The organism is Amycolatopsis sp. VC5-11 (genome assembly GCF_037034185.1).
Taxonomy (GTDB): Bacteria; Actinomycetota; Actinomycetes; order Mycobacteriales; family Pseudonocardiaceae; genus Amycolatopsis; species Amycolatopsis nivea.
This window is the reverse complement of the sequence record NZ_JBAGKF010000001.1, coordinates 254,598-270,608: the sequence shown is the minus strand read 5'-3', so window position 1 is coordinate 270,608 and position 16,011 is coordinate 254,598. Positions and strand designations below refer to the sequence as shown.

At 69.0% G+C, this 16,011-nt stretch carries 15 protein-coding genes; 7 read left to right on the top strand and 8 right to left on the bottom strand.

The features are described from left to right. Nucleotides 1–26: 26 nt before the first annotated feature. The 8 genes from WA670_RS01390 to WA670_RS01355 form a co-directional block, all read right to left on the bottom strand. Nucleotides 27–605, bottom strand: a complete 579-nt coding sequence (locus tag WA670_RS01390; RefSeq protein WP_336156728.1) for a hypothetical protein — start codon at nucleotides 603–605, stop codon at nucleotides 27–29. Nucleotides 606–621: 16 nt separating this feature from the next. Then, nucleotides 622–1,698: a HoxN/HupN/NixA family nickel/cobalt transporter gene (locus WA670_RS01385; protein ID WP_336156727.1), complete on the bottom strand. Its 1,077-nt coding sequence runs from the start codon at nucleotides 1,696–1,698 to the stop codon at nucleotides 622–624. Between the two features lie 91 nt (nucleotides 1,699–1,789). After that, nucleotides 1,790–2,719, bottom strand: coding sequence for an N-acetylmuramic acid 6-phosphate etherase (locus WA670_RS01380; RefSeq protein WP_106961109.1), 930 nt, complete (start codon nucleotides 2,717–2,719; stop codon nucleotides 1,790–1,792). 16 nt (nucleotides 2,720–2,735) lie between these two features. Beyond that, nucleotides 2,736–3,737 carry a MurR/RpiR family transcriptional regulator gene (locus WA670_RS01375; protein WP_037808359.1) on the bottom strand — a complete coding sequence of 334 codons (1,002 nt, stop codon included), beginning with the start codon at nucleotides 3,735–3,737 and terminating at the stop codon, nucleotides 2,736–2,738. A gap of 211 nt (nucleotides 3,738–3,948) precedes the next feature. Further along, the gene (locus WA670_RS01370; RefSeq protein ID WP_336156726.1) at nucleotides 3,949–5,703 is read right to left on the bottom strand and encodes a serine hydrolase; all 1,755 of its coding nucleotides are present in this window, start codon (nucleotides 5,701–5,703) and stop codon (nucleotides 3,949–3,951) included. Nucleotides 5,704–5,714: 11 nt separating this feature from the next. Beyond that, the gene (locus WA670_RS01365) at nucleotides 5,715–6,995 is read right to left on the bottom strand and encodes an exo-beta-N-acetylmuramidase NamZ family protein (protein WP_336156725.1); all 1,281 of its coding nucleotides are present in this window, start codon (nucleotides 6,993–6,995) and stop codon (nucleotides 5,715–5,717) included. After that, the gene (locus WA670_RS01360) at nucleotides 6,992–8,794 is read right to left on the bottom strand and encodes a glycoside hydrolase family 3 N-terminal domain-containing protein (RefSeq protein ID WP_037808355.1); all 1,803 of its coding nucleotides are present in this window, start codon (nucleotides 8,792–8,794) and stop codon (nucleotides 6,992–6,994) included. The genes WA670_RS01365 and WA670_RS01360 overlap by 4 nt, the downstream gene beginning before the upstream one ends. A gap of 631 nt (nucleotides 8,795–9,425) precedes the next feature. Next, a complete protein-coding gene (locus tag WA670_RS01355; protein WP_238603939.1) occupies nucleotides 9,426–10,247 on the bottom strand; it encodes an HAD family hydrolase in 822 nt (273 codons plus the stop codon). Between the two features lie 692 nt (nucleotides 10,248–10,939). Between WA670_RS01355 and ssd the strand changes: the two genes are divergently transcribed. From ssd to WA670_RS01320, 7 genes are all read left to right on the top strand, one after another. After that, nucleotides 10,940–11,998, top strand: coding sequence for a septum site-determining protein Ssd (ssd, locus tag WA670_RS01350; protein WP_336156724.1), 1,059 nt, complete (start codon nucleotides 10,940–10,942; stop codon nucleotides 11,996–11,998). Then, the gene (locus tag WA670_RS01345; RefSeq protein WP_336156723.1) at nucleotides 11,999–13,150 is read left to right on the top strand and encodes a TadA family conjugal transfer-associated ATPase; all 1,152 of its coding nucleotides are present in this window, start codon (nucleotides 11,999–12,001) and stop codon (nucleotides 13,148–13,150) included. It begins immediately after the preceding gene. A 31-nt stretch (nucleotides 13,151–13,181) separates the two neighbouring features. Beyond that, a complete protein-coding gene (locus tag WA670_RS01340; RefSeq protein WP_336156722.1) occupies nucleotides 13,182–13,934 on the top strand; it encodes a type II secretion system F family protein in 753 nt (250 codons plus the stop codon). 143 nt (nucleotides 13,935–14,077) lie between these two features. Beyond that, nucleotides 14,078–14,626, top strand: a complete 549-nt coding sequence (locus tag WA670_RS01335) for a type II secretion system F family protein (RefSeq protein ID WP_442893057.1) — start codon at nucleotides 14,078–14,080, stop codon at nucleotides 14,624–14,626. A gap of 30 nt (nucleotides 14,627–14,656) precedes the next feature. Then, nucleotides 14,657–14,821: a DUF4244 domain-containing protein gene (locus WA670_RS01330; RefSeq protein WP_078561018.1), complete on the top strand. Its 165-nt coding sequence runs from the start codon at nucleotides 14,657–14,659 to the stop codon at nucleotides 14,819–14,821. Further along, nucleotides 14,821–15,159 carry a TadE family type IV pilus minor pilin gene (locus WA670_RS01325; protein ID WP_336156720.1) on the top strand — a complete coding sequence of 113 codons (339 nt, stop codon included), beginning with the start codon at nucleotides 14,821–14,823 and terminating at the stop codon, nucleotides 15,157–15,159. Before WA670_RS01330 ends, WA670_RS01325 begins: the two co-directional genes overlap by 1 nt. Next, nucleotides 15,156–15,518: an Rv3654c family TadE-like protein gene (locus WA670_RS01320; RefSeq protein WP_037808347.1), complete on the top strand. Its 363-nt coding sequence runs from the start codon at nucleotides 15,156–15,158 to the stop codon at nucleotides 15,516–15,518. The genes WA670_RS01325 and WA670_RS01320 overlap by 4 nt, the downstream gene beginning before the upstream one ends. Nucleotides 15,519–16,011 lie beyond the last annotated feature (493 nt).

The window sequence follows — 16,011 nt, the reverse complement described above, 5'->3', positions numbered from 1 at the left end:
GGGATCCGCCGCCGCTCCCGGCAGCTTCACACGCTCGCGGGCAACTGGTCCCGGATCGCCGCGACGGCGGCTCGCGGATCGTCGGCCCAGAGGTCGAGCCGAGTGATCTCGACGGTGCCCTTGCGGCCGAGGTCGATCAGCCGCGGTGCGCACAGGGTGACCGAGATGTTGGTCGCCTGGCTGATTCCCACGGCCAGCACGCCGTCTTCGGGCACGCTGACCCCGCCGCGTTCCTTGAGCGACCGGCTCGCCTGCCGGACCGAATCGATGCTGGCCAACGGGATCCGATGGTCGAAGAAGGACAGGTACCGCACGCGGAGCCCGTCGCCGCTGACTGCGTGCGGGTACTTGTAGAGCGTCGCGACGAGTGCCAAGAACGCGAGCGCGCCCAGGATTTCCAGCACCAGCAACACGATCCGCACCGGAACCGACTTCACCACGACCTCGACCAGCACGATGTCGACCGGGTTGACCGCCAGCATCACCCAGAACAGCGGACGGATGCCGCGGCTGTAGTGGATCGCGACGCCGTCCGGCGGCACGTCGGTCTGGCGGCGGAACACGAGCGCCAGCGCTCTGGCCAGTATCGGCAGTTGTCCCTTCACGATGCCCCCTGCGGTGTCAGTCGGCGGCACCCAGCCGCGCGGCCCACTTCTCCTCTATTCTCCCGAATTTCCAGATCGCGAACGCGGCCGACCAGGTGATCACGAACAGCCCGACGATCGCGAAGCCCACGTAGTCGAGGTCCACCGAGGCGATCGCGGCGAGCGGGCCGGACGTGATGTCGAGCTTCTCGGCGAGCAGCGTCACCAGTTCGATGGTCCCGATGCCGAGCGCGACCGCCACGGAAAGCGCGGTGACCGTGAGGTTGTAATAAATCTTCCGGATCGGCCGGGAAAACGCCCAGCCGTATGCGTAGTTCATCAGCACGCCGTCGGCGGCGTCGAACAAGCTCATTCCGGCGGCGAACAAGATCGGCAGCACGAGAATCGCGTACCAGGGCAAGGAGAACGCGGCCGCACCCGCGGCGAGCACGAGCAATCCGATTTCCGTCGCGGTGTCGAAACCGAGTCCGAAAAGGACTCCCACCGGATAGATGTGCCACGGCTTCCGCACCGCCTTGGTGGCTCCGCGCAACAGCCGGTTCATCAGGCCGCGGTTGTCGAGATGACGTTCCAGTTCCGCCTCGTCCAGTTCGCCGCGGCGCATCCGGGCGAACACGCGCGCGATCCCGACGAGCACGACCAGGTTCATGATCGCGATCAGGTACAGGAAAACCCCGGACACCGACGTGCCGATCAGGCCGGTCGTCTCGTGCAGCGCGGAACCGTCGTCCTCCAGTTGCCCGGCGATCGCGCGGACGCCCGTCGACAGCAGCAGGCACAGCGCGAAGACGATCGTCGAATGCCCGAGGGAGAACCAGAACCCGACAGACAGCGGACGCTGCCCGTCGGCCATCAGCTTGCGCGTGGTGTTGTCGATGGCGGCGATGTGGTCGGCGTCGAAGGCGTGCCGCATGCCGAGCGTGAACGCGGTGACCCCGAGGCCGATGCCGAAGGTGCCGCCCGCACCGAGCGCGTAATGCTCAGGCGCGACCACCAGCACGAGCAACCCCCAGCCGACGAGGTTGAGCAGCAGGATCACGGCCGCCATGCCGCCGATCGACCACCGGTCGCCGCGAGTGAGCCGCTGCGTCATCGCCGTCCTCTCGCTCGCCGGAAAGCCGTGAAGAGCCCCTTGCGGGAATCAGATTCTCGCAAGGGGCCCTTCACGGACAATCGGGTAAAGCTCAGCCGGCGCGCAGGTGCAGCGAGTCGAGCGCCTTGCGGACGTGCCCGCCCGCCGCGGACAGCGCCTCGGCGGAACGCGTGACGTCGCAGCCGGACAGCAGGTGCACGAGCGCGACCTTGAGGTCGCCGCCCGCTTCGGTGAGCGCGTCCGAGCAGTCGGCCATCGTCATGCCGGTGGCTTCCTGCAGGATCCGGATGGTGCGGCCGCGCAGCTTCGCGTTCGTCGCGCGCATGCTCACCATCAGGTTCGAGTACGTCTTGCCCAGCTTGATCATCGTCGCGCTGGAGAACGCGGTGAGGATCAGCTTCTGCGCCGTGCCCGCCTTCATCCGGGTCGAGCCCGCGATGGCCTCGGGACCGGTGGCGACGGCGATCAGGACGTCCACGCCAGCCGGTTGCGCGGCGCGCGGGTTCGCCGAGACGAGCCCGGTGTGCGCGCCGATCCGGCTGGCTTCGGCGAGCGCGCCGAGCACGTACGGAGTGCGCCCGGAGGCCGCGAGACCGAGCACGAAATCGCCCGGCCGCACCGACCCGGCGATTTCCGCCGCGCCGGCGTCCGCGTCGTCCTCGGCGTTCTCGACGGCCTGCCGCAGCGCCTTCTCACCGCCCGCGTGGTGGGCGATGAACCAGTCGCCGGGCACGTTGAACGTCGGCACGAGCTCAGCCGCGTCCAGCGTCGCGAGGCGGCCCGAGGTGCCCGCGCCGACGTAATGCACGCGCCCCCCGCCGCGCAGCGCCTCGACGGCGTAGTCGACCGCGCGGGCCAGCTGCGGCAGCACCGCGGCCACCGCGTCCGGCACCCGGCGGTCCTCGGCGTTGATCGCGCCGAGGATCCCCATGGTGGACATCAGATCGATGTCCACCGTGCGCGGGTTTCGTTGTTCGGTGGGCGAATCGACGTGCACCGTCTGGCAAGGGACGGACATCAGATCCTCGCTTCTTGGTTCATTTGCCGGTTTCCCGCGGACGACGACGACCGTCGGGTCTGACCCCGAGCCGGTGCGAGCCGACCGCGTCCCTCGTGGCGTCCAAGGCGCTGACCGACGCCTCCATGTGCCGCTGCGCGACGCCGATGAAGAGGCAGTCGATGACGGTCAGCTGGGCGATCCGGCTGGCGGTGGCCCCGGACCGGAAGGTGGTTTCGCGGGCCGCCGTGGTGAGCACGTGGTCGGCGACCTCGGTGATCGGCGAGCGCGGGAAGTTCGTGACCGCGACGGTCACCGCGCCGTGCTCGCGCGCGACCCGCAGCGCCTCGACGGTGTCCGTGGTCGCGCCGGTGTGCGAGATGCCGACCGCGACGTCGCCCGGCTTCAGCACGGCGGCCGAGGTCAGCATGATGTGCGTGTCCGACCAGGAGAAGCTGACGCGGCCGATCCGGTGCAGCTTCTGCTGCAGGTCAGCGGCGACGAAAGCGCTTGCGCCCACGCCGTACACGTCGACCCGGCCGGCTTCCGCGACGAGGTCGATCACGCTCTGCAGCGCGGCGACGTCGAGCTGGTCGGCGGTCTCTTCGACGGCGCGCGCGTCGGCGAAGCTGACCTTGCCGATGACGGACGCCAGGTCGTCGCCGGGGCCGATCTCGCCGCCGAGGTTGCGCGAGGTGCGCGCCTCGGTGCGGGCGGTGTCCGCGGCGAGCGCGATGCGCAGCTGCGGGTAGCCGCCGACGCCGACGGCCTTGCAGAAGCGCGTCACGGTGGTCTCGGAGGTGTTCGCGGCGAGCGCGACCTCGGTGATGCTGCGGCGCGCGACGGCGGCCGGGTCTTCCAGGACAACCTTCGCGACCCGCTGCTCGGCCCGGGCGAGTCCGGGCAGCAGCGAGCGAATGCGGACCAGGGGGCTCGCATCCGCGTCGCGCGCCGTCGCCTGACCTGCGAGGTGCTCGGAGGGTGCGCTGCTGATTACGGATCCCGCATCATCCGCCGTCGGAAAGTTACTAACCGTTGGCATTTGCGACAAGGCTACCCACATCCTTCGGCAGAACCACAACCCGTCCGTGTCTGCGGACTTCGGTTTGCGATTAATCGTTGTCAAGAAAGTCGCCAACCGAGTCCACGGTGTTAACGACCTCAAGCTAACGACTTGGCAACTAAGTGTGTCTAGCGAAGGAGTCTTGTTCCACTGAGTGGGGACACGAAGGTGGCAATGCGCGGCGGGGTGCCTACCGAGCGCTCAAATTCCAGCCCGAAGAGGCCAGCTCCGAGGGGTTTCGCTCACCATCGAGAACGACGTGGCCGCGTTGGGTGACTTTCACACTATCGAGGGAAACTCCCCGTCCCGTGTAATTCGGATCGGTGCTGTAACGCCACCGGAGCGAGGTAGCCGCGGCGGCGGGCACCTCCGCGGACACCCGCCACCAGGAGCGGTGCCCGTGTCCGCCGAGCGCGGACGTCTCGTCGCCGGGTGCGCCCGGGCCACGGGCCTGGAGCGGAACAGGTTGCCAATTAACCCCGTCGGTGCTCGATTCGAGCTGCAGCGGGTCGCTCGGGCCCTCTGTGTCGACGAAAGCGGCGAAGGAGACGCGCAGTGGTGCACCTGCTGGAAGCGGTTGGGTACTGAGCGTAGCGACGCCGTTGTTTCCCAGGCTCGCGTACCAGGCATCGGGACCCTGGACCGGCCGCACGGCCATCGCCTTCGCGAGCGAGGTCGCCCAGACCTGGCGGGCGGTGTTGATGGAACCCCAGGTGCGCGTGGGGTGCACGCGGTTGGTGAGCAGCAACGCGAACGACCGCGACTCGGGGTCGATGACCAGCGTGGTGCCGGTGAAACCGGTGTGGCCCGCGCTGATCGGCGACGCCAGCGCGCCCATGTACCAGGGCTGGTCCAGTTCGAAGCCGAGCCCGTGCTCGTCGCCGGGGAAGCGCTGGTTGTAGTTCGTCAGCATCTTGGTGACGGTGTCCGGCCGCAGGATCCGGTGCCCACGGTAGCTGCCGCCGTTGAGGATGGCTTGGGAGAGCACGGCCATGTCGTTCGCCGTGGAGAAGACGCCGGCGTGCCCGGCGACGCCGCCGAGCGACCAGGCGTTCTCGTCGTGCACCTGTCCGCGCACGAGCCCGCGCGGCGGCGTCGTCTCGTACTCGGTCGCGGCGATGCGGTCGAGCTTCGACGCGGGCGGGTTGTAGCCGGTGTCGACCATGCCGAGCGGCGCGGTGATGCGGTCGTGCACCACCTGGTCCAGCGGCTTGCCGGACAGCTTCTCGATCAGCAGGCCCAGGGTGAGCATGTTGAGGTCGGAGTACAGGTACGTGCTGCCCGGCGCGTTCTTGAGCGGGCTGTCGAGGATGGCCTTGCGCCGCGATGGGATGTCGGGATAGCCAGCCCAGAGCGACGGTGACGGGTCGGCGTCGAAGCCCGAGGTGTGGGTGAGCAGCTGCAGCACGGTGACGTCCTGCTTGCCGTTGACGCCGAACTCCGGCAGATAGCGCACGACCGGCGCGTTGACGTCCAGCTTGCCCTGCTCGGTCAGCTGCAGCGCGGCGATCGAGGTGAAGAGCTTCGAGATCGACGCCATGTCGAAAATGGTGTCGTTGCGCATCGGGACCTGCTGGTCCGGCGGCAGTTCGGTGCCCTTGGCGTCGGCGTACCGGAGCGCGCCGCCGACGGCGTAACGGTCCACGACCACGCCGTCGTGCGCGAGCAGGCCGACCGCGCCGGAGAAGTGCGGATGCCCGCTGGCGTCCGGCTGCGTCCAGCTCTTCAGGAACTGTTCGGCGTCGCGGATCGGCTGCGGATCGAGGTTGACCTCGCCCGGGCTGCCGTCGCGCAGCGTCGTGCTCGCCGGGGCGAACCCGTGCTGCGGACGGTCGAAACGCCCGGCGAAGCCGCCGTGTCGGTTGTCGATCGTGGCTGCTCCCGCGGTCGTCGTGGCCGCGACCAGTACGGCCAACGTCGCGACGAGCACTTTCCTAGCACGCATGACCGCTCTCCTCAGCGATAGATCAGGTGGGGGCGGCGTCTGCGGGCGAAGTCGGCGAGTTCGGCGCGCCACGCGCCGGTGATCTCGTCTACCCCGGCGCCGGCGTCGACCATGGTGCGCAGCCGCGCGGATCCGGACAGCTTGTCGATCATGTGGTCCGGCCGCCAGCCGAATTTGTCGGGCGCGACGCGCTTGGCCGTCACGAACATCGAGACGGTGGTGCTGATGGCGTCGAAGGCGCGCGGGTCGGTGACGGTGACCTGTACGCCGCCGCAGGGCTCGTTCACGAATTTGCCGAAGGTAGGCACGAAGTAGATCTCGCGGAACGCCGCGCCCGGCAGGTGGAGCTTCTCGAGCTCTTCGCGCCAACGCCAGTCGAGGCCCGGCGCGCCGATGATCTCGAACGGCCTTGTGGTGCCGCGTCCTTCGGAGAACACGGTGCCCTCGAACATGCCTGTGCCCGGGTAAACGAGCGCTGTGTCCGGCGTCGGCATGTTCGGGCTTGGCAGGACCCAACGGAGACCGGTGTCGGCGAAGAAGCTGTCGCGTCGCCAGCCGCGTACCTGGACGACTTCGAGCTTCGCCAGCTTCACGCCTTCGCCGGGCAGGAACTCGGCGGCGAAGAACCGCGCGAGTTCGCCGACCGTCATCCCGTGCTGCTGCGCGATCGGCTTCAGCCCGACGCCGGACGAGAACTTCGGGTCGAGCACTGGGCCGGACAGTCGTCCGCCGATGGGGTTCGGCCGGTCTAGGACGACGAAGGCCGCGTCGACCTTCGCTGCGGCGACCATCGCCGTGTACAGCGACCAGATGTACGTGTAGAAGCGCGCGCCGACGTCAGCGATGTCGAAGACGACAGTGTCCAGTCCGGCCTTCTGAAACAGCGAAGCGAGCTTCGTCGCGTTCGCGCCGTACGCGTCGTACACGGGGATGCCGGTGCGCGGGTCCGTGTAATCGCCTTCGGAGCCACCGGCTTGCGCGCTGCCGCGAAAGCCGTGCTCCGGCCCGAAGGCCGCGACGGGACGTACGCCCGCCGCGACCATCGAGTCGACGATGTGGTCACCGTTGGCGAGCACGCCTGTCGGGTTGGACAGCACGCCGAGCTTGCGTCCGGCGAGCGGACGCCAGCCCTGCGCGGCGAGCTGTTCGGCACCGGTGAGCACCCGGCGTGCCAACTCGGCTTGCGGTGCTTCGGGTGTCGCTTGGGCTGCCTGTGCCGCTGTCGAACTGCTCGCCAGCACTGGCACGGCGAGCGCCGGAACGGCCAGGAAATTCCTGCGGTTGAGAGTCACCAGGTCAGCCCGTGTCCGAAGGGGTATTTGACGGTGTGCACGTCCGCCCCGGCCGGGACGTCGACCGGCAGCTTCCCGCTGGGCTTCGTCTCGCCGAGCACGACCTTCGCCAGCGCTTCGAGCGACGGCGTGATGTACCCGTAGGTGGCGAGCCAGGTCGGCACCGGGTTCGCGTAGCCGGCGTCGTACGGAATCTGCGCGGCGACCGCGACCACCGGCTTGCCAGTGTCCATGAGTGCTTGAAGAAGCTTGCCCTGTAAGGGGAAACCGCCGAGGTTGTTGGTGAGCACCACGACGACGTCATTCTGCTTCGCGGCCGCCGCGGCTTCGGCGATCTGCGCGTCGGTCGGGGTTTGCCCGGTGGCGAGCGCGGTCGCCTTGGTGCCGTGTGCGGTGAAGCGGTCGGCAAGCGTTTGCGTCGTGGTCGCGCCCCAGCCGGTGACCAGCACGCTCGACGGCTTCTGCTTGAGCGGCAGCACCCCGGCGTCATTGGCGATCGCGGTGATCGACCGGTCGGCGATGCCCTGCGCGGTAGCCAGGTGGTCCGGCGTGCCGACCTTCTTCATGACCTGCGACGGGTTATCGAACGGCGAGTACAGGATTCCGCGCTTCAGCTTGAGCTTCAGCACCCGCAGCACGCTCTGGTCGATCCGCTGCATCGGCAGGTCGCCGGACTTCACTGCGGCGATCACCGCGTTGATCGCGACGTCCAGGTGCACCGGCATGAGCAGCTGGTCCACGCCAGCTTTCAAGGCGAGAACCGGGATTTCGGCGTCGCTGTGCAACTCCCGCACGCCCTGCATCTCGAGCGAGTCGGTGATCACGACGCCGTTGTAGCCGAGTTCGCCGCGCAGCTTGCCGGTGATGATCGGCTTCGACAGCGTCGCGGGCTCACCGGACGGGTCGAGGCTCGGGAACTGGATGTGCGCGCTCATGATCGAGTCGATGCCGGCGGCGATCGCGGCCTTGAACGGCGGCACGTCGATCTTGCGCCAGTCCGCCTCGGAGCGGTCGATCTTCGGCAGCCCGGTGTGACTGTCGGTGGCCGCGTCGCCGTGGCCGGGGAAGTGCTTCGCGGTGGACGAGACGGTCTGGCTCGCCGGCCCGGAGTCCTGGTAGCCCTTGACCTCCGCGGTCACGAAACTGCTGGCCAGGTCGGGTCGTCCGGAGAACGACCGGACGCCGATGACCGGGTTGGCCGGGTTGGAGTTGACGTCCGCGTCCGGCGCGTAGTCCTGGTTGATGCCGACCGCGCGCAGCTCGTGGCCGAGGATCGTGGCGGCCTTGGTCGCGCTGCCGGTGTCCCGGCCGGCGGCGATGGCCATCGAGTTGGGGAACTCGGTGGCCGGCGCGCCCATCCGCGTGACCGTGCCGCCCTCCTGGTCGGTGCCGATCTGCAGCGGGATGTGCGCGCCGCTGGAGATCGCCGCGCGCTGTAGGCCGTTGGACAGCTTCGCGACCTGCGTCGGGTCGTCGAAGTTGTCGCGGCTGGAGTTGTTGAAGTAGATGACGCCGCCGAGGTGGTACTTCTGCACGGCTTGGGCGGCGGTGTCGACGCCGAAGTCGGTCTGGTTCTTCGGGTTGACCTCGTCCGCGGACTTGCCGTTCACCCACGTGACGAACAGCTGCCCCACTTTTTCTTCCAGGCTCATGCCGCGCAGCGCCCGTGCGGCCGCGGCGTCGAGCTGGGCGGCCGCCTGCTGGGGTGTCTGCTGCGGCTGTTTCGGCGCCGCGAACGCCGAGGAACTCAACCCCCCGACGGCGAGCACCCCCGCAAGGGGAACGGCGAACACCTGCATCCTCCGCGTGCGCGCGAGTCGGTTCGTCACGAATTGCCTCCCAGTGTCGCGTGCCGCCGCGGGTGCGGACGCGAGTCGTGAAGCGTCCACCGGGCAGCACCGGTATCGGGAAGCTACTCACCGCGATACGGGGTTGTCCATCGGCCGAGCGCAGGAACGAGAGGGTTCACCTGGGAGGACGTCAGGCCGCGCGCGGATTTCTTCGAGCCGGGCTCGGTCCGCTGCGCAAGGGCCGCCGACATAACACTGGCGGCGCCCGTCAGCCGAGGCCAACGGGCGCCGCCAGTCAGCGCGAACATCTCGGGCGACCAAGCGTGCAACTCTGGTCGTACCTTCATGGACTCGGCGTCCGGCGTCCCGGTACGCAGTCCCTAGACGACGAGCCTCCCGCGGCGTGCTGCGCGTGGGTACCCGGAGTCCGCGCACGGAGGTTGCCCGGGGTGACAGAGGCTTCTCTTCTACCTCTGTCCTGGCCGAATCAACGTCCGCACCTACTTTCTACGCCGTGAGCGCGGTCACTTCAAGTGCGCGTACGGGTGCACCGGTACAGAGGCTCGATCCGGTGACAACACCACCCACAGCAACGGACCTAGCTGCGGAAACCGGCGTTTTGGTACCGCCACGCGGGTGCTCAGTTGTCGGCGCCCCGAGACCGGCGGCGCCGGCTCAGGCTGTACCAGGTCGCGCCCGCCGCCACGGCCCCCACGCCGAGCGCCACCATGCCCGCGGACTTCGCCGGGATCCGCGTCCGCAGCGACATCGGCCGCTCGAACGCGAGGATCGGCCAGCCGTGCTCGTCCGCGGTCCGGCGCAGGAGCTTGTCGGGGTTCACCGCGTGCGGGTGACCCACCACCTCCAGCAGGGGGATGTCGGTGCTGGAGTCGGTGTAGGCGAAGCAGTCAGCGAGGTCGTAGCCGTGCGTCGCGGCCTGCTGCTTCGCGGCGACGGCTTTGTTCTCGCCGTAGCAATAGAAATCGACCTCGCCGGAGTAGCGGCCGTCGACGATCTCCATGCGAGTGGCGACGCAGCGGGTCGCGCCGAGCATCTCCGCGACCGGGGCGGCGACCTCCTCGCCGGTCGCGGACAGCACGATCACGTCGTGCCCGTCGTCGAGGTGCTGTGCGATGAGGTCGGTCGCCTCCACGTAAACGAGCGGATCGACTACGTCGTGCAAGGTTTCGCGCACGATCGCGGAAACCTGCGCGACATCCCAGCCCGCGCACAACGCGGAAACCTCGGCGCGCATCCGCTCGGTCTTGTCCGCGTCCGCACCGGCGAGCGAGAAAACCAGTTGCGCGTAAGCACTTCGCAGCGCCGCACGGCGGTTGATCAGTCCTTCGCGGAGCAACGGCTTGCTGAACGCGAGCGCGCTGGACGACGCGATGATCGTCTTGTCGAGGTCGAAGAAGGCGGCTACGCGCCGGGGTGCTTCTTCGCTGCGGGGTTCGGCCACGTGATCAGGATAGGCGTACCGCGCCGTGTTGTTGGCAGCACACCGGTCGTGGCGACGGCCGGAAAATCGATGACATCGGCTCGCTTACGGCCTCGGGTGCCGTTATCGAATCGTATGTGTCACTCACACAGCCAACTCATAGCTAACGGAGTTACAGTGAACGGACCCGGTCTTGAACCGGGCTGGTTCAGTCCGACCCCCCGGGGCTGAACCCCCTGGCGGCCCTCGTCCCTCCCCCCTGGCGAGGGCCGCCTTCTATTCTTCCCCGTTTTCCCGTCGGCGAACAATTTTCACTTCTGCCCCGATACCGTTGTCTGGACCATGTTTGCGGCCCTGACCTGGGCTGTCTCGGTCGTTCACCGCGCGCCTTACGGGCAAGATCAATTAACCGCGTGCTTACCTTTCCGGTGTTTTCTCCGGCCGCGGCGCTCCTTACTCGTGCCGGTGCGGCAAATTTACTTCTTTGCTCTCGATTTTCCGGAGGTTCTCCGCGGCAATCGTTTTCTCGGCCGAATGCGCGGAGCCGTGCATTGTCCGGTGCGGGCGGACACTCCGCGGTGCTGGATCGATTTCGCACCCCGAGTTGTCCACAACCCCCGGGTTATCCACATGACGGAAAAACGGGCGTTGCCGTGTCGGCGGGCGGGGAGCGACGGTGGAAGTCCGGCCCGCGAAACCCAGGGGAGGGGCACATGGCCACCGCACAACCGCTCGTCGTCTCCGGCGAAGGCACCGTGTTCGAAGAGATCCGCCGCGTCGCCGCGGTAGTCGGCTGCGAGTTCGATCACGCGCCAGATCTGGCCGCCGCACGCGGACGATGGACGCGAGCTCCGCTCGTGGTGCTGGACGAGGACATTTCGGTTGACAGCCCGCCCATGCCAGCACGCGACAGCGTCGTGCTTGTCTGCAAAGGCGCACCCGGTCTCGATACCTGGCGACGCGCGGCCGCTCTCGGCGCCCGCCGAGTCTTCAGCCTGCCTGACGACGAAGCGGGCTTGACCGGTGCGTTCGCCGACGTCACCGACGCACCAGCCGAATCTCCAGGCCCAGTAATCGCTTTCGTCGGCGGCCGAGGCGGTTCCGGCACCTCAGTGCTGGCCGCAGCGGTCGCCGTCGAAGGCGCCCGTACCGACTCCGCGCTCTTGGTCGACTGCGATCCGTTAGGCGGCGGATTGGATCTCCCGCTGGGTCTGGAACACACGAAAGGCCTGCGCTGGCCCGAAGTTCGGTTGTCCGGCCGAGTGTCTGTCCCGTCCCTGATCGCCTCACTGCCCAGCCGCGGCAAGCTCCCCGTGTTGTCCTGCGGCCGTTCCGGCGAGGGTCCGAGTCCTCGCGCTTTGTCCGCGGTAGTCGCCGCGGGTAGCCGCGCCGGCCGAACCGTCGTCTGCGATTTACCCCGCCATTTCGACGAGGGCACGCTCGCCGTCGCCTCAGCCGCAGATCTGGTCGTGCTAGTCGTTCCCGTCGAGTTCCGTGCCTGTATGGCAGCGAAACAAGTTCTGACCCGCCTCCGTCCGCACACCGAGCGTTTCGCAGTCGTCGCAAGTGGACATCGCATCGACGGCGTCCCGGCTTCGCAAACCGCGGGAATGCTCGGCCCGCCTTTGATCGCTGACGTGGCTCCAGAACGTCGAGTAGCCGCCACCTTGGAATCCGGCGAGTTCGACCTGCCCCCGAAGGGCGCGTTGGCCACCGCGGCTCGTGCCGTGCTGGCGAACCTGCGTCCCCTCACCACCGCACAGGCCGCGTAAATGACCACCGACCTAGTAGAACGAGTCCGCCACCGCCTGGCCGGCGAAAGCCGCGGCACCGACCCGATCGCCCTAGCCGAAGCCGTCCGCGCCGAAGCCGGCGGCGCCCTGAGCCACGACGCAGTGCTGGCTGCCGTCCGCCAAGCCAGAGACGAGTTCGTAGGCGCGGGCCCGCTAGCCTCGTTGCTGGAGGACGACACGGTCACCGACGTCCTGGTCACCGCCCCCGACCAGGTCTGGACCGACGGTCCCGCAGGCCTCGCCCGCACAACCATCCGCTTCCCCAACGAGGACGCCGTCCGCCGCCTAGCGCAACGCCTGGCTCTAGCCGCAGGCCGCCGCCTGGACGACGCCCAGCCATACGTCGACGGCTGGCTCCCCGCCCGCCAAGGCCGAATCCGCGTCCACGCCGTCCTGCCGCCCATCGCGGCGAACGGCACCTGCCTGTCCCTGCGCGTCCTACGCCCGGTGACCCACGACCTAGCCGCGCTCGAAGCGCACGGCTCCATCGACCCAACCGCCCGGAACATCCTCGCAGCAATCCTCAACCACCGCCTAGCCTTCCTCGTCACCGGCGGCACCGGTGCCGGAAAGACGACGCTCCTGAGCGCCTTGCTGAGTGCGGTAGCTCCCACGGAACGAATCGTCTGCGTAGAAGACGCTGGCGAACTACGCCCGACCCACCCACAGTTCGTAAGCCTCGTCGCCAGACCCGCGAACGTAGAAGGTGCTGGCGCGGTCGAACTTCCAGAACTGGTCCGCCAAGCCCTGCGCATGCGTCCAGACCGCCTGATCGTCGGCGAGGTTCGCGGTGCAGAAGTGTGCTCCCTGCTGAACGCCATGAACACCGGCCACGACGGCGGTGCCTGCACCTTGCACGCGAACTCCCCCGCAGAAGCCCCGGCACGCCTGGAGGCTCTGGCCGCCCTAGGCGGTCTGCCGAGAGACGCGCTGCACAGCCAATTAGCCGCAGCCGTCCGCGTCATCCTCCACATGCGCCGAACACCCACCGGCCGCCGCCTGACGGAAGTCGCAGTACTCCAGCGCTACCACGGAGAAGTAAAAACCCACCCCGTCTGGCGCGACGGCCACTGGACGAACCGCCGCTCCCTCTTCACCGCCCTGACCACTCCCGAATCCGCCCGCGACTAGCTCATTCGCTCCAGCATCGAGGTGACCCCCGTTGATCTCCGCATGGCCGTTCCTCTGCGCAGGCACCGGAATCCTGTGCTGGCCAGCCACCCCCAACCGCCTTCTTCCGACACCCCGCCGCCACCTCCGCTTTCCCGTCCCGCCCCGGCAGGCACTCTGGCTGGCCCCCGCCGCCGTCGCCCTGCCGCTGGGCGGAATCGGCGCTGCGATAGCCATCGCCCTGCTCACCCTCGCCGTCCGCCAGGAATGGCACAGTAGAAGGGAAACCACCGAAACCCTGACCCGCGCCGAACGCACCGCGACCGTCCTCCGCACGATGGTCTCCGAACTCCGCGCCGGCGCCCACCCGGTAACGGCCGCCGAAGCAGCGGCGGACGCAGTCCCGGAACTAGCCGGAGAACTCCACAACCTCGCCACCGCCGCCCGCCTAGACGGAGCCTTGGATTCGCCCGCACTCCCCGCCGTCGCCCAATCCTGGAACCTCGCCCGCCGTCACGGCCTGCCCATCGCCGACGCCCTCGACGCCGCCCGTCGAGACGTCGACGCCGAAGTCGCCTTCGTCCGCCGTCTGCGCGCAAAGATGGCAGGCCCACGCATGAGCGCGATAGTCCTGACCGTGCTACCCGTCGGCTGCCTGGCAATGGGCCAGCTCATCGGTGCCAATCCGCTCGCCGTCCTCACGGAAACCCTTATCGGACAAGCGTTTCTGGTCGCAGGCGCAGCCCTGCTCTGGGCAGGAACCGCCTGGTCCAGAGCCCTCACCAACCGCAGGTCCGCGCCATGACCGCCCTGAGCCTCGCCCTCGCCGCCACCGCACTGCTGCTCTGGCCAACCACCGCCCAGCCCCGACACCTAGCCCGGCCCAACCGTCCACGCCGCACCCCGCGACCAGAAGTCTGGCACCCCGCCGCCGCAATCGTCTGCGGTGTGTCCGCCACCGTCCTCACCGGATTCCCGGTAGGACTAGCCGCCGGTGCAGGCTCATGGTGGCTCCTGCGCCGATCCCGCCACCCCAAGAACCCAGACGACGTCGCGGAACGGCTCCGTTCCGCGTCAGTTCTGGACATGCTCGCCGCCTGCCTGCGCGCCGGAATGCCAGTCCCGACCGCCCTCGAAGCCGTAGCACCCGGCGCACCACCGGCCACCGAAACCGCCCTGCACGCAACAGCAAACCTGCTGGCCCTAGGCGCGGACCCGGCCCCAGCCTGGGCCCCGCTCCGAGCCCGAACGGGCTTCGCCGAGCTGGCAGTCGCGGCCACCCGAACCGCGCGGTCCGGGGCAGCCCTCGCCTCGACCGCGGACGACCTGGCCCGCCGCATCCGCGACGGACTGGGCGTCGAGGCCGAAGAACGCGCCGAACGCGCCGGAGTCGCCCTGGCCCTGCCGGTCGGGTTGTGCTTCCTGCCCGCGTTCTTCGCCCTCGGCGTGCTGCCGGTAGTGCTCGGCCTTGCCGGGCGAATCGGCGGCCTGCTGTGAACCCGTCCACGACAGAAAGGGAATCCGACCATGTGGTTCTTGCCCGGAGACGAGGGCACCACCACCGCCGAATACGCCATCGGCACGGTAGCCGCGGCAGCGTTCGCCGTGGCGCTCTACGTGCTGCTCAGCGGAGACTCCGTCTCCGCGACGTTGGCCGGCCTGGTGCACAAAGCCCTGACGGTGGCCACCTGATGGCCAACCGTCGCCGGGACGGCGGATTTGTCACGGTAGAAGCCGCCCTGTCCCTGGGCGCGCTGACCGCCGTGCTGGCGATCCTGCTAGCGGGCACCAGCGCGATCGCCGGACACCTCCGATGCCTGGACGCCGCCCGCGAAGCCGCCCGCCTGACCGCGGCCGGACAACCAGGAGCCGCCGACGCAGTGGTCCAAACCATTGCCCCGTACGGCGCACACCTCACCATCCACCGCACCGGCGACGGCCTCACCGCCGAAGTAACCACCGACGCCCTGTCCGCTCTCCACCTGAGCGCAACCGCCTACGCCATCGTCGAGCCGACCTCAGCCTCATGACCCAAAAACAACCCGCGGACGCAGGCGTAGCCACGATCTGGACAGCCCTGGCCGCCGCCACCCTGATCGCCGTGACAGTCCTGGTGTGGTGGCTAGCCGCAGCCATCACCGCCCGCCACCGCACCGAAGCCGCCGCCGACCTCGGTGCACTAGCCGCAGCAGCCCACGCCGCCGCCGGACCGACCCTCGCCTGCGCCCGAGCCAAGGAGGTAGCCGACCACGAACGCGCAGTACTGACCAGCTGCCGCTGGCACAACCGCGACGCCTTCATCGAAGTCCGCTCCACGACCACCCCCATCCCCGGCCTACCACCCCCCACCGCAAAATCCCGCGCCGGTCCGGTCGACCTGCCTCCCTGACCGGGGGTCCCACCGGCCCCGGCAGCCGCGTCGGCAGCGATCTCCGGCCCGGTCGGCAGCCATGCTCCGCAACGGCCCTACGCGTGTGAACATCGGCGCTGGCCCGGCGGCCGTGTCGGCAGCGATCACCGGCCCGGTCGGCAGCCATGCTCCGCAACGGCCCTACGCGTGCGGACACCGGCGCTGGCCCGGCAGCCGCGTTCAGCGGGAGCCACGTGCGGGCTGGTCGAGTAACCGTGCCCGCTGCTTGCGCGGCGCCAGTGCTGGCCCGGTGGCGGAGCTGACAGGCAGCGACGCTTGCGCGCCACCGGTGCTGGCCCGGTCGCGGTGCTGGGAGGCAGCGACGCGCGGCCCGGTCCAGCGTTCGTGCTCCGCGACGGGCCTCTGACTGGTCGCGCTCGCCGGAGCTGCTGCGCGACCACCCGCGCTGTCCCCGATTGCTCGGGCCGAGGACTGCCTCAGCGATCACCCCGGCCCAGTTCGCCCACAGCAG